General features: G+C 66.0%; 13 protein-coding genes. 7 read left to right on the top strand and 6 right to left on the bottom strand.

Features of this window, described 5'->3' with window-relative positions; translation table 11 throughout:
• The first annotated feature begins 67 nt into the window (after positions 1 to 67).
• The 5 genes from V9L18_RS05215 (at position 68) to V9L18_RS05195 (ending at position 4,683) form a co-directional block, all read left to right on the top strand.
• A complete protein-coding gene (locus V9L18_RS05215; RefSeq protein ID WP_337346108.1) occupies positions 68 to 529 on the top strand; it encodes a hotdog fold thioesterase in 462 nt (153 codons plus the stop codon).
• A 7-nt stretch (positions 530 to 536) separates the two neighbouring features.
• Positions 537 to 1,898, top strand: coding sequence for a phenylacetate--CoA ligase PaaK (gene paaK, locus V9L18_RS05210; protein WP_337346107.1), 1,362 nt, complete (start codon positions 537 to 539; stop codon positions 1,896 to 1,898).
• An 82-nt stretch (positions 1,899 to 1,980) separates the two neighbouring features.
• Entirely contained in the window at positions 1,981 to 2,604 is a 624-nt protein-coding gene (locus V9L18_RS05205) for a TetR/AcrR family transcriptional regulator (protein WP_337346106.1), read from the top strand.
• Positions 2,605 to 2,612: 8 nt separating this feature from the next.
• Entirely contained in the window at positions 2,613 to 3,497 is an 885-nt protein-coding gene (locus V9L18_RS05200) for a DUF427 domain-containing protein (RefSeq protein ID WP_337346105.1), read from the top strand.
• A gap of 82 nt (positions 3,498 to 3,579) precedes the next feature.
• Positions 3,580 to 4,683 carry a S1C family serine protease gene (locus V9L18_RS05195; protein WP_337346104.1) on the top strand — a complete coding sequence of 368 codons (1,104 nt, stop codon included), beginning with the start codon at positions 3,580 to 3,582 and terminating at the stop codon, positions 4,681 to 4,683.
• A 102-nt stretch (positions 4,684 to 4,785) separates the two neighbouring features.
• On the opposite strand, the gene V9L18_RS05190 is transcribed toward V9L18_RS05195, so the two are convergent.
• Complete coding sequence (locus tag V9L18_RS05190; RefSeq protein WP_337346103.1) at positions 4,786 to 5,193, bottom strand: VOC family protein; 408 nt, start codon at positions 5,191 to 5,193, stop codon at positions 4,786 to 4,788.
• Positions 5,194 to 5,349: 156 nt separating this feature from the next.
• Positions 5,350 to 7,458 (bottom strand): phenylacetic acid degradation bifunctional protein PaaZ, encoded by a 2,109-nt coding sequence (paaZ, locus tag V9L18_RS05185; protein ID WP_337346102.1) that lies wholly within the window; start codon positions 7,456 to 7,458, stop codon positions 5,350 to 5,352.
• A 138-nt stretch (positions 7,459 to 7,596) separates the two neighbouring features.
• Between paaZ and V9L18_RS05180 the strand changes: the two genes are divergently transcribed.
• Positions 7,597 to 8,043 (top strand): PaaI family thioesterase, encoded by a 447-nt coding sequence (locus V9L18_RS05180; protein WP_337346101.1) that lies wholly within the window; start codon positions 7,597 to 7,599, stop codon positions 8,041 to 8,043.
• A 63-nt stretch (positions 8,044 to 8,106) separates the two neighbouring features.
• Here the strand turns inward: V9L18_RS05180 and V9L18_RS05175 are convergent, their stop codons facing one another.
• Both V9L18_RS05175 and V9L18_RS05170 read right to left on the bottom strand, forming a co-directional pair.
• Positions 8,107 to 9,972 carry a S1 family peptidase gene (locus V9L18_RS05175; protein WP_337346100.1) on the bottom strand — a complete coding sequence of 622 codons (1,866 nt, stop codon included), beginning with the start codon at positions 9,970 to 9,972 and terminating at the stop codon, positions 8,107 to 8,109.
• 26 nt (positions 9,973 to 9,998) lie between these two features.
• Positions 9,999 to 10,718, bottom strand: coding sequence for a tyrosine-protein phosphatase (locus tag V9L18_RS05170; RefSeq protein WP_337346099.1), 720 nt, complete (start codon positions 10,716 to 10,718; stop codon positions 9,999 to 10,001).
• A 155-nt stretch (positions 10,719 to 10,873) separates the two neighbouring features.
• On the opposite strand from V9L18_RS05170, the gene V9L18_RS05165 reads away from it, so the two are divergent.
• Positions 10,874 to 11,776, top strand: a complete 903-nt coding sequence (locus V9L18_RS05165) for an SGNH/GDSL hydrolase family protein (protein WP_337346098.1) — start codon at positions 10,874 to 10,876, stop codon at positions 11,774 to 11,776.
• Positions 11,777 to 11,797: 21 nt separating this feature from the next.
• Here V9L18_RS05165 and V9L18_RS05160 read toward each other — a convergent pair whose 3' ends face one another.
• The gene (locus tag V9L18_RS05160; RefSeq protein WP_337346097.1) at positions 11,798 to 12,406 is read right to left on the bottom strand and encodes a GNAT family N-acetyltransferase; all 609 of its coding nucleotides are present in this window, start codon (positions 12,404 to 12,406) and stop codon (positions 11,798 to 11,800) included.
• 36 nt (positions 12,407 to 12,442) lie between these two features.
• The gene (locus V9L18_RS05155; protein ID WP_337346096.1) at positions 12,443 to 13,303 is read right to left on the bottom strand and encodes a 3-hydroxyacyl-CoA dehydrogenase family protein; all 861 of its coding nucleotides are present in this window, start codon (positions 13,301 to 13,303) and stop codon (positions 12,443 to 12,445) included.
• Positions 13,304 to 13,305 lie beyond the last annotated feature (2 nt).

Here is a 13,305-nt window from a genome sequence, read left to right as displayed (position 1 = left end):
TGACACCGACCCCCTCCATGGGATTACCTAATGAACATTCGGTAAATAAAGCTGGAGGCAATGACGCATGGCTGAAGCAACACTCTCCGGGGCAACCCACCCCATCCTGGAAAACGACTACGCCTCCGAATGGATGGGCATCAAGGTCCTCGCCCTCAGCGACGGCCACGCCACCATCCGCATGACGCTCCGGCAGGAAATGCTCAACGGGTTCGGCATGGCCCACGGCGGAATGATCTTCGCCTTCGCCGACACCGCCTTCGCCCTCGCCTGCAACCCCGTGAACCCCGGCCCCGGCGACGCGGACAGCATCACCGTTGCTGCCGGCGTCGACATCAACTTCCTCAAGCCGGCCTACCGCGGCCAAGTGATCACCGCCGTCGCCGACCGCCGCTCGAGCGCGGGCCGCAGCGGGCTCTACGACATCCAGATCTTCGCAGCCGACGCCGCCACGCAGCCCGATCCCCAGCCGTTTGGTGAACTCATCGCCGAGTTCCGCGGACGCAGCCGCACCATCCCCAAGAAGTAGGAAACCCATGACCCTCCACGCTCCGGAAACCCCCATGCCACAGGCAACCACAACCACCGACGCCGTCCTGGACCGCGAGGAAACCATCTCCCGCGACGAACTCGAGGCGCTCCAGCTCAGCCGCCTGAAGCACACCGTGGCCTACGCCTACGACCGCGTACCGCTGTACAAGCGCAAGTTCGACGACGCGGGCATCCACCCCACTGACCTGCGCGAGCTGGCCGACCTCGGCAACTTCCCCTTCACCACCAAGGAAGACCTGCGCGCCGAGTACCCCTTCGGCATGTTCGCGGTGCCGCAGACTGAAGTGGCCCGCGTGCACGCCAGCTCCGGCACCACCGGCCGGCCCACCGTCGTCGGCTACACCAAGCAGGACCTGGCCGACTGGGCCAAACTCGTGGCCCGCTCGCTGCGCGCCTCCGGCGTCCGCCCCGGCATGAAGGTCCACAACGCGTACGGCTATGGCCTGTTCACCGGCGGCCTGGGCGCCCACGCCGGCGCCGAAGCGCTCGGCTGCACGGTGATCCCCATGTCCGGCGGCCAGACCGAACGCCAGATCCAGCTCATCCAGGATTTCCAGCCCGATGCCATCCTGGCCACGCCCACGTACCTGCTGACCATCGCCGACGCCATGGCACACATGGGCATCGACCCCGCCTCCACGTCGCTCAAGTACGCAGTCCTCGGCGCTGAGCCGTGGACGGAAGAGATGCGGCACGAGCTCGAAGTCACCATGAACATCAAGGCCTGCGACATCTACGGGTTGTCCGAAGTGATGGGCCCGGGCGTCGCCGGCGAGGCCGTGGAGACGCAGGACGGCAGCCACATCTGGGAGGACCACTTCCGCCCCGAAATCATCGACGCCTTCAACCCCGCGGTGGGCAAGGAAAACGTGCTGGGCGACGGTGAACATGGCGAACTCGTGTTCACCTCGCTGACCAAGGAAGCACTGCCGATCATCCGGTACCGCACTAAGGACCTCACACGGCTTCTGCCCGGCACCGCCCGCCCCGCGCACCGCAGGATGGGCCGCATCACTGGCCGCAGCGACGACATGATCATCCTCCGCGGCGTGAACCTGTTTCCGTCCCAGATTGAGGAAATCGCGCTGCGGATCCCGGAACTCAGCCCGCACTTCCAGCTCGAACTCACCCGTCCAGAGGGCCAGCGGATGGACCAGCTGACGGTCCGGATCGAGCGCCGTGACGCCGTGACACTCGAACAAAGTGCGACGGCGGCACGCGCCTTGAAGGAGCAGATCAAGATCCACGTGGGTTCTTCGTGCGCCGTGGACGTGGTGGAGCCGGGATCGCTGGAGCGTTCCAACGGCAAGCTGCGCCGGATCTACGACCTGCGGCCGAAGGGCTAGGGCCCAGATGGGCGGCGCAGCTCCTGGCCGCGCCGCCTCCACCTCACGAGACTGACCGACCGTTCATGAGAAACTAGCCACTATGCCCAGCACCAGCGAAGTATCCAGCCCCGAAGCCCCCGCCAAACGCGGCCGGCCCGGCTACGACCAGCAGTCGGTCCTGCTCATCGCCGTCGACGTTTTCAACCGGCACGGCTATGACGCCACGTCCATGGGCATCCTCGCCGAGAACCTGGGCATCTCCAAATCAGCGATCTACCACCACGTGCCGTCCAAAGGCGATCTCCTCAAGCTCGCCCTGGACCACGCTTTGGGTGGGCTGGAGGCCATCCTGGAGCGGCCCGAGGCGAAGTCCGGCGCCGCCGACGCACGGCTTGAATTCGTGCTCCGCCAGACGGTGGCCGTACTGGTGGAACGGTTGCCGTTTGTCACGCTGCTACTGCGCCTCCGGGGCAACACGGAGATCGAACGGGACGCCCTGGAGCGGCGGCGCGCCTTCGACCACAAGGTGGCCGCGCTCATCTCCGCCGCCCGCGATGAGGGCTCGCTGCGCCAGGACATCGACCCCCGCACGGTGACCCGGCTGCTGTTTGGCACCATCAACTCGATCGTCGAATGGTACAAACCGGGCGGCTCGCTCTCCCCCGAAAAGCTGGCCGACGACGTCATCACCATCGCGTTCGACGGGCTCCACGCGCAGCCCTAGCATGAGTTATGGCCATCAAACTGTCCGAAGTACTCTTCGGCACGTTCGGTAAGCTCCGCTACCAGCCCACCGCCAAACGGGTGCGGGCCCTGACAGGCGGGAACGCCGTCGTCGACACGTTCCACGCGCTCCTGGTCTGGGAACCCCAACGCATCACCCCCGTCTTCGCAGTCCCCGCCGCGGACCTTCGCGCCGAGCTTGCGCCGCCCGAGCATCAGGCCGGCGACGTTCCCGAATTTGGCGTGAAGATCATGCTGGACGCGCCGCCCTCGCTGGATCCGCGCACCGGTTTCGGCAGGCATACCGCACCAGGCGAGGAGCTCGACGTCGTCACCTCCGCCGCGAGGCTCCCCCGGGCGGCTTTCCGGCCGGCTGATCCGGATCTCGCCGGCTATGTGGTGCTGGACTTCAAGGCCTTCGACTGGCTGGAAGACGATGAGGAGATCATCGGCCATCCCCGCGACCCCTTCCACCGAGTGGATATCCGGGCGTCCTCACTCACGGTGGAGGTCAAAGCCGACGGCGTTACGCTGGCCGCCACCAAGGGCGCCCAGCTGCTGTATGAAACGATGCTCCCGGTGCGCTATTACCTTCCTCCGGCCGACGTTCGGCTGGACCTGATGGAAGCCAGCACCAAACGGACCGTGTGCCCGTACAAAGGGACCGCCAGCTACTGGTCCTACCCGCCGGCCGAGAACGGGAAGAACCTCGCGTGGGCGTACAACCGGACCTTCCGCGACGCCGGCCAGATCCACGGGCTGGTGAGTTTCTATAACGAGAGGGTGGACATCACGGTGGACGGCGTCCTCCAGGAACGGCCGGTGACGCCGTGGTCCACGCCGCCGACAGGCGCGGGCGGAGGGGGTTCTCACGCTCCCTCCCGGGCGCACTGAACGGGGCTGATACTACTGGCCTGCCAGTCCTGTGTACGGTTACCTTAGGAGGTAAGAGCCAGCGTCCGCGGGGAGGTTGCCCATGAAGCCGTCAGCCAGTCCAACACGCCCTTCAGCCGGTTTCCGGACAGCGCTCTGGTGCATCCTGACGGCCGTCATCCTGGCAGTTGCCGCATGCACAGGCTCACCCGTTCCGCCGGGTCCCAGCGAATCCACAGCCGGGGCCACTTCTGCCGCCGCAACCCCTGGCGGTACCAGCACCGAGGCCCCGGCAGCTCCCGACGTAGCGGGCGGCATTACCGAAATTGTGGAAAACCTGTCCCCCTCCGTCGTTACGATCTTCACCGACGGCGGCCTGGGCAGCGGGGTGGTCTACTCCGAGGACGGCCTGATCCTCACCAATGAGCACGTCATCCGCGGCCAAACCGAGGTGGAGGTGGCCTTCGCGGATGGCCAGCGCGTTTCCGGCACCGTCAAGGCAACCGACCCCGTGACTGACCTTGCGCTCGTCCAGGCGGACCGGACCGGCCTGCCGAAGCCCACCTATCAGACCTCGCTGCCCAAGGTGGGCGAAGGGGCCGTGGTGCTGGGTTCGCCGCTTGGCTTCGAAAACACGGCCACCGCAGGGATCATCTCCGGCCTTCACCGCTCCATCCCCGGCTCCGCACAGAACAGCCTGTCGTTGGTGGACCTGATCCAGACTGATGCGCCCATCAGCCCCGGCAATTCCGGCGGTGCCCTGATTAACATGCGCGGCGAGGTGGTGGGCATCAGCGAGGCCTACATTCCTCCGTCGTCCGGTGCTGTGGCGCTGGGCTTCGCCATTCCGGCGGCCACCGCCGTCGAGGTGGCCGAGGAGTTGCTGGCAGATGGCTCGGCGGAGCACGCCTACGTGGGGCTCACCCCGGGCGAACTGACCCGGCAGATCGCCGAGCAGCTGGGCATCGACGCGAGCACCGGCGTCGTGGTTTTGTCCGTTGACGACGACGGCCCGGCCGGCACTGCGGGGATCCGGCCAGGCGATGTGCTGGAGTCGATGGAAGGCGTGGACCTTGCCGCGCCGGAGAAGCTGCTGGCCGAGCTCAGGAACCGCAACCCGGGCGATACGGTGGGATTCAAAGTCAAGCGGGGCGACGAGAGCCTGGACATCAAGGTGGAACTCACCGAACGGCCGGTGGCCCCTTAAAGCCCGTCCAAGGCGGGTTTTAACGAGGCAGAAGGGGAGCCCCCGTTCGCTGGGACGCCCCTCCTGCGGTCTGGCAAGCGGCTGGCAGTTGCCGCCTTCAGGTCAGAGCTGGTACTCCATCTGCGTGCCCAAGGTCTCGTGGACGCAGAGGATGTTGTGTTCGGTGTCCATGAACCACGCGCACTTTTCGGAATCCGTGGTGCAGATGTGGTTCTCTGTCTTCAGGTTCGGAAGGTCGTAATCCTGGAACCGGACGCCCTTGGCCTCCATGTCCTGGACGATCCGCTCAATGTCGCGCACCTCGAAGCTGAGGGCGGTGTGCTCGGAGTGCTTTCCGTCCGAGACAGGCATCAACTGCAGCATCGGGCCGCCGTCGGTACCGAGTAATTCGCTTCCATCGTCTGTCATTCCGTGGTGCGGTAGTCCCAGTTTTTCGGTGTAGAAACTGTGGGCCCGCGCTGCATCATCGACTGGCAGGATGGTTGTGGCTGTGCTCAGGGCTAGGTTCATTTGGCCACCTCCTACGGAGGAAATTTTACGCCTTGATGGCTCGGAAAGAGCCGAAACCCTCTCTCACATCCGGTCGGTAAACCCCCAACCCTCTCTCGCATGTGAGAGAGGGTTGGGCGAAAACCTGCAACAAGTGAGAGAGCGTCCGCGGGTGGGTTACTTTTCCACGAGGGTGAGGACGTCGTAGGTGGCCACGATCTCGTCATCCTGGTTGGTCAGGACGGCGTCCCAGGCCATCTCGCCGTACTCGTCGGTCTCACGCGGGGTGATTTTCTTGGCGGTGAGGGTCACGCGGATGGAATCTCCGGCGGCAACAGGGGTGATGAAGCGCAGGTTCTCCAGCCCGTAGTTGGCCAGGACCGGTCCCGGAGCGGGTTCCACGAACAGTCCCGCGCCCCAGGCCAGCAGCAGGTAGCCGTGCGCCACGATGCCGGGGAAGAACGGATTGGCTTCCGCGGCTTCCTGGTTGGTGTGCGCGTAGAAGGTGTCGCCGGTGGAGTTGGCGAACGCTGTGATGTCCTCAAGGGTGACCTGGCGCAGGTCGGAGCGGACGGCGTCGCCAATGTGCAGCGTTTCCAGGGACTTCCGGAACGGGTGCGTCCCCTCAGTCTCAAGGGTGAAGTTCCGGTCAGCGCCGGCGTGCCAGACGCCCGTGACGGCGGTGAGCATGTTGGGCGAGCCCTGGATGGCGGTGCGCTGCATGTGGTGCATGACCGAGCGGATGCCGCCCAGTTCCTCGCCACCCCCGGCCCGGCCGGGACCGCCGTGGACCAGGTGCGGGACCGGGGATCCGTGGCCGGTGGAGCTGCGGGCGTCCTCACGGTTGAGCATCAGGACACGGCCGTGGTGGGCCGCGATCCCCATCACAAGTTCCTGCGCCACGGACGGATCGTTGGTGCAGACCGAAGCCACCAGGGAGCCGCCGCCGCGGGCGGCGAGGCGGACGGCGTCGGCCAGATCCTTGTACCCAATCACGGAGGATACCGGGCCAAAGGCCTCCAGCGAGTGGATTGCCTCCGCTTCCGGATTTTCCCAGCTCAGCAGGATTGGCGACATAAACGCGCCGCCGTCCACCACGCCGGTGGTCCCGTCCGCGGACATGACCGACGGCGAATCGAGCGTTCCGTACGCCAGCTCGCCGCCGGCGTCGAGCATGGACTGCACCGCGGCCCGGACATCGGCGAGCTGTTCAACCGAGGCCAGGGCGCCCATGGTGACGCCGTCTGCCCGCGGGTCCCCAAGAACGACACGTTCGGAGATGCGTTTGCCGATTGCGGCGGTGACAGCGGGCACCAGCTCCTGCGGGACGATGGTCCGGCGGATCGAGGTGCACTTCTGCCCGGCCTTGACGGTCATTTCGGTGACTACGGACTTGATGAAGGCATCGAACTCCGGCGTACCTTCCACAGCATCGGGGCCGAGGATGGCCGCGTTGAGGGAGTCGGTCTCGGAGGTGAAGCGGACCCCGCCCTGGACCACGTTGGGGTGCGATTTCAGCGAGAGCGCCGTGGACGCTGAGCCTGTGAAGGCCACGAGGTCGCGGTAGTCCAGCACGTCCATCAGGCCACGGACTGAGCCGGAAATCAGCTGCAGCGAGCCCTTGGGCAGGATGTTGGACTCGATGATCGCCTTCACCACGGCCGCGGCCACGTACCCGGTCGGTGTGGCGGGCTTGACGATGGTGGGGACGCCGGCGATGAAGGCGGGGGCGAGTTTCTCCAGCATGCCCCAGACGGGGAAGTTGAACGCGTTGATCTGCACGGCCACGCCGGGAATGCGTGTGTAGATGTGCTCGCCCACAAACGAACCGTCCTTGGACAGCACCTCCATGGGACCGTCCACCACCACCTGGGAGTTGGGCAACTCTCGCCGGCCCTTGGACCCGAAGGTAAACAGCACGCCGATGCCGCCGTCGATATCGATCATCGAGTCGATCTTCGTGGCGCCTGTCTGGGCGGAGAACATGTAGAAGTGTTCGCGGCGGGCGTTCAGGTACTGCGCCAGTTCCTTGAGCTTGAGCGCGCGCTGGTGGAAGGTGAGTTTGCCCAGTTCCGCCTGGCCGGTGGTACGGCCATAATCAACGACGGCGGCAAGGTCCAGGCCGTCCGTGCTCACCTTGGCCAGGACTTCGCCGGTGCTCGCGTCCCGGACGGGAACGGCGGATGCCGTGGAACCGGCGTCGGGAGTCCACCAGGAGTCCTGCACAAAACTGGGGACGGTCTCTACAGTGTCGACTGTGGCTTCAGCTGTTGCGGTGGTGGTCATCGTTGACGGGTCCTTCCAACACGGGGACAAACAATAACGGCCAGATCATTACTGACCGTACGTTCGGTAATATACCTACAGTACATGAATGTTCCGTGCTGCACACTAGAACTTCCAGCATTGCCACAAAGGAGAGCCATGACCGCCCCATCCCAGGACAGCACCGACCCGGCCCCTGAGGTCACCGACGCCACCCTTTGGAAAATCACCCTGGGCGAACTCGACGAGAAGATGGGCGTCAAGATCGTGGAGGAATCCGTCCAGCGCGTGGTGGCCACAATGCCGGTGGAAGGCAACAGGCAGTCCTTCGGCCTGCTCCACGGCGGCGCGTCCCTGGCCGTGGGCGAGGCCGTGGGATCCTGGGCGGCGGTCATCCACGCCAGCACCCTGGGTAAGACGGCCGTAGGTGTGGACGTCTCCGCCACCCATCACCGCTCCGCCCGCGAGGGCCAGATCACCATCACGGCCACGCCCATCCATCTGGGCGGTACGCTCACCACGCACGAAGTGCTGATCACCAACGGCTCCGGCCAGCGGCTCTGCACCATGCGCATCACCAACCTGCTGATGGACCGGAAGAACTAGCCCCATCCCAACTAGGTAGCAGCAAATGTCGTTATGAGGGCTCAAAACAGCATCTGCTGCTACCTAGTTGGGATGCCAGTTCCGGCGCCGGGCCAGCAGCACCAGGACACCGCCGACGGCGATCGCTGCCAACGCCGCGCCGGCTGCGGTCAGCACGCCGTCGGCTCCGGTGTCCGCGAGGTTGGTGACCGACTGGTTTCTGTCCGGCGGGCTGACGGCCGGGGGTTCGACGACGGGTGCCGCCTCGCTGGAATCCTCCTGCGCCGGCGGCGCAAATTCGAAGGCACCGGGACCGGAAGCGCTGAAGCCGTTGACAGTCTCGGCCGTAAAGCTGAGCGCTGCGGGAGCCGCACCGGGCACGGCTTCGGGGGCCGTGAATTGCCAGTTCCCCTCATTATCCAGAGGCACCTCGACGGGCTCGTGCCCGGCAACGGTGATCCTGACAGAGGACCCTGCGGCCACGGCAGAGGCAGGGACGGCAGGCACGTTCCCGGTGATGGTTTGTCCTGGTTCGTAGGTACTGCCGGGCGCGGGTGACGTCACCGCCGGCTTGTTGAGGAAGAGTTCCAGCTGGTAGCCGGGCAGGACCGCCAGGGCGTCCTGCAGCGTGGCGGCCACTGCGAAGTTCACCGGCGCGCCGGCGCCCTCGCCGGCGGCGTGGATGCCCACGGCGTAATTGCCGCTGAGCCAGGGGCCGCCGGAGTCGCCCCCGCTGGACTGGACCGCGAAGGACAGGAACCCGCTGAACGCCCTCAGGTCCGCGGGGTTGCCCGAACGCCCTTGGACCACGTAGATGCCCACCTCATCGATGATCCCGCAGGACCACGCGGAGGTCCGCCCTGAGCGGCAGACCGGCTGCCCCTCCACGGGTGCGGCGACGCCGATGACCTTGACGTCGGGGCCCGTCTGGGAGGGGTTCTTCCAGGTACTCGCGGCAGGCTGCGGTTCAAGTCCGGGGGCTATGGAGCCGATCACGGCCACGTCAGTCCCCACATTGCCGGGGTTGTCCTCGTTGCCGACGATGCCCGTGTTGCCGGGGCCGCCGAACTGGCTGAACCCGAAGGTCCCTAGGGGTCCGGCCGGCGTCCAGGCCGGAAACTCCAGGCTGGCCTGCTGCGCGGCACCGTCGTTCGAACAGTGCCCCGCAGTGAGGACCGACGGCAGGCCGGCGGGATCGAACGCCGAGAACCCGGTGGAGCAGACTTCCCAGGTGTCGGCGATGTAGCCTTGGCCGCCCACTACGTCCGCTTCCGGCGCAAGGTCCGTGCCGGCGTCGAGCTCCACATTGGCAAACCGGGCCACAAAGTCCTCGGCCGACACTTTCCCGGGCGCCGCGGTCGGGGCATCCGGAGCTGGAGCCGAAGGACCTTCGGGAGTCGATTCGGGTGCGTTGGTTCCGCCTGTACGGATGACAAACCGACCGTCGGAGTAGGCCACGGCCTGGAGCCCCTGAGGGCCCACCTCCCGGACGTAGGCCTGGAAAAGCTGATGCGCACTGACCGCCAACTCGGTCCCGGGGGCACTAACAGCGTTCTCCGGGGCGGGTTCCTCAAGGGTCAGTGCGGGAATGGTGGCAGTGAGCTCCGAAACCCTGGCCTCCAGTTCAGGTCCGGAGCCACTGACCAGGATGCGGCCGTTGTGCAGCCGGGTCCCGGTGTAGCCGGGTGTTCCGCGGAGGGCCTCAGCGGCTGCTGCGGCCTGCCTGCCGAGCTCACCCGCGGCGTTGAACTCCCCAGGCGTGAGGCCCAAGTCGCGGGAAACGGCGTCCGCCAGGCCAGCGTCGCTCACAGCCGGCGTGGAAGGCGTTGCGGTGTGGAGTCCATCGCCGATCGCGGGCGGTTCCGTGGATTCTGCCGAAGCAGGGTCTGCCAGCATCACAGAACCCAGCAACAGCCCTGCCGCCGCACCAAGCGTAAGAATCCGCTTCATCCCAGCCCCCTGGCTTGGTCCAGATTTCATCGAGCCACCGTGGCGCCGAGCACGGACCGCACAGCGGTCAGCTCAGCGTCGGTGAGACCGTGCCGCAGCAGGAAGTCCTCTGTGTCCAGGTCCCGGACAAAGGCCACCACGATGTGGCCCCGCTCTTCCAGCAGCGGCGCCAATTCGGTTTCCCCAACGTAGCGTTCGCGGTCGTGCGGCGGCCCGTGCGTGCGGTAGCGCTCATTGATGGCGCGGGCAGCCCGGGCGTAGCCGGCGGCGATCTGCTCGTCCGTGTCGCCGGCCAGGTCCTGCAGCATTGCAGCCACCATGCCGCTGCGGTCCCGGCCCGCTGCACAGTGGACCACCACCCCGCCGGCGGGCGAGGCTTCGGCAATGGTGCGAAAGACTTCCACCAATTTCGCCGGGAACAGCCGGACATTGTGGACGTAGTGGGCAGGATCGTTCAGGTACGGTCCACAGACTGCAGTGAACCGCGGATCGTCCGGGTCTTCGGTGGGGGCGGACACCATCCGTATGCCGGACCATGCCGTTTCCGTTACGGCTGGGTCTGTGTCCCGGCGCCGGGCCTCATGGGAGTTACGGAGGTCCACCACGGTGCGGACGCCGTCGTCGTAAGCGGTACGCCAGCCGGCCGCTGTAAGCCATTCGCGGCGGCCCATCCGGTAGACGGCGCCGGCCACGTGCCAGGCGTTCACAGCCCCGTCCCAGTCCAGGGGTCCGCCAGGTTTCTTCATCCGGACAGCTAACCACACGCCGGCGAGCGCCGCACATCCCCTAATAGGTAGCCGGGCCAGCAAAATAGGGTACTCCGGGCCAGTGACCGCCGCCGCGTCCAGGCGTACCGTGTCACATACCTCACCCGTGCATTCGATCAGCTAAGGGGAAACCAATGACACTTCCAACAGGACGACGGCGGCGCCCGGCTTTTGCAGCAGGCCTCGCCACCCTGGCCATGGCACTGGGCTTCACGGCCGTTCCGGCGGACGCAGCGCCGCCGGTTCCGGATGTCGATCTCGTGGCGGTCGGCGACTCCTACACAGCCGGGACGGGGGCAACGGACTTCATCCCGAACTTCCCCTGCGACCAGACCCCGGGCGGATATGTCGACATTCTGAAGAACCTGGCCATCGTTGACGACGTCGTCAGTAACGGGGCATGCCATGGTGCACTCCTGGACGCCAGGGCATCCAACATCGTACCCAGCGTTATGGAGCAGATCGCGGCCCTCGCCGCTTCCGAAGCACTCTCCGGCCGCACCGAACTGGTCACGTTGACTGCCGGAGCGAATGATCTTGGTTTCAACACGGTGCTCTTCACCTGTGCCTTCTCTACGTTTGAAGCCTGCCAGCTGGCGGTTGCCAATGCCAGCGCTACGTTGCCCGCAATACAGGCTGACCTGGTCGAAGCCCTGAGCGCCATTCACCGGGCGGCACCGCGAGCCAAGATTGCCGTTTTTGGTTACCCGCTGCTGTTTGATCCAGTACGTGGCCTTCCGGTGCTATCTCCGGAGAGCCAGGCCTTGGTCAACGCGGGGACGGAAGCCTTGAACGACACCATCTTTGCAGCTGTGGCAGAGGCCAACGCGGTTTCAAAAGCCAACGCCGTTTACATCGATGTCACGACTCCGTTCGCCGGGCACGAAGCCAATACCCTGCAGCAATGGATCGTTCTTGACCTTGTGCCGCCCATTGAGTTGACCGATGATACTTTCCACCCGAATGCGGCCGGACATGATGCTTATGCCGATGCCCTCACTGCTACTGTGAACCTCCAAGCGCTGGCTAGGCGCTGATAGCCGGCCCGCCGAGCGCCCCTACTGGCGCTTGGCGAGCCGGTGCTCCAGACCGTTCCGGACCATGGGCCACTCGTGCTCAAGGATCGAGAACACCACAGTGTCCCGGAGCACGCCGTCCTTGGTCCGCGAGTGGTTGCGCAGAACTCCGTCCTGCTTGGCGCCCAGGCGGGCAATCGCCTCCCGGGACTGGTGGTTGAGCCAGTGTGTCCGGAACTCGACCGCGGGGCAGCCCAGCACGTCGAACGCATGGCTCAAGAGCAGGAGCTTGGAGTCAGCGTTGGTGCCCGTACCCTGCACTGACGCCGCGTTCCACGTGGAGCCGATCTCCACCCGGGGTGTGCCGGGATCGATATTCATGTAGGTGGTCATGCCAATGATCCGGCCCGGTCCGCCGGTGGCCGGATCGATCAGGCGCGTGGTGAACGGCAGCATGGACCCCTGCTCCTGAAGGCCCAGGCGTCGGCGGATCTCAGCGGCCATCTCCTCCGGCGTCGGCACGGACGTGTACCAAAGGTTCCACAACTGGCCATCGCGTGCAGCCTCCACCAGGCCGTCGTGGTGTGCCGGACGCAAGGGCTCCAGGATGACGTGCCGGCCGGTCAGGGTGATGGGTTCAAGAAAGCTCACTGCACCAGCCTAGGCCCACGCCGTGCTAGAGCAGCCTTAACTGGGCCAGTCGAAAAAGCCCTTGCCCGATTTGCGGCCCAGCTCGCCCCGTGCCACCTTGTCCCGGAGGATCTGCGGCGGCGCGAAACGCTCCCCCAGCGTGGAGTGCAGGTACTCGGCGATCCCCAGCCGCACGTCCAGGCCCACGATATCGGTGGTCTTGAGCGGGCCGGTGGGGTGTTTGTAGCCAAGCACCATGGCGGCGTCGATGTCCTCCGCGGAGGCCACGCCCTCCTCCACCATGCGCATCGCTTCCAGCGCGATAGCCACGCCAAGTCGTGACGAGGCAAAGCCGGGCGCATCATTGACGACGACGGCGGTCTTGCCGAGTGCCTCGACCCACCTTTTCGCGGCCGCGGCCAAGTCCGGGGACGTCTGCTCGCCGAGCACCACCTCGATGAGCGTGGAGGCGGGGACGGGGTTGAAGAAGTGCAGTCCGAGGAAATTCTGCGGCCGCTTCAGTTCACGGGCCAGACCGTTGACCGAGAGCGATGAGGTGTTGGAGGCCAGGAATGCGTCCTCGGCCAGCCGCTCCTCGATGCCGCGAAGCGAGGTAACCTTCAGGTCCCAGTCCTCGGGCACGGCCTCGACCACTAGCTGCCGGTCGGCGAAGTCGTCGTAGTCCACCGTGACCGCGAGCCGGGAGACGATCTCGTCCAGGTTGCCGTCGGTGGCGCCGCGTTCGATGCTCTTCGCAGCGGCGGATTCCACACGCTCGCGGGCGGCTTCTGCGGAGGCTTCATCCCGCTCCACCACCAGGACGTTGGCCCCCTTGATAAGGAAGGCGTGGGCTATTCCTGCGCCCATGCGGCCGCCACCGAGGACGCCCACGGTGGAAGGAAGGTTCGAAGTGGCCATGG

The sequence above is a fragment of the Pseudarthrobacter sp. CCNWLW217 genome (assembly GCF_037203985.1).
Lineage (GTDB): Bacteria > Actinomycetota > Actinomycetes > Actinomycetales > Micrococcaceae > Arthrobacter.
Note: the sequence above shows the minus strand (reverse complement) of the source record. Positions and strands in the feature narration are given on the sequence as shown.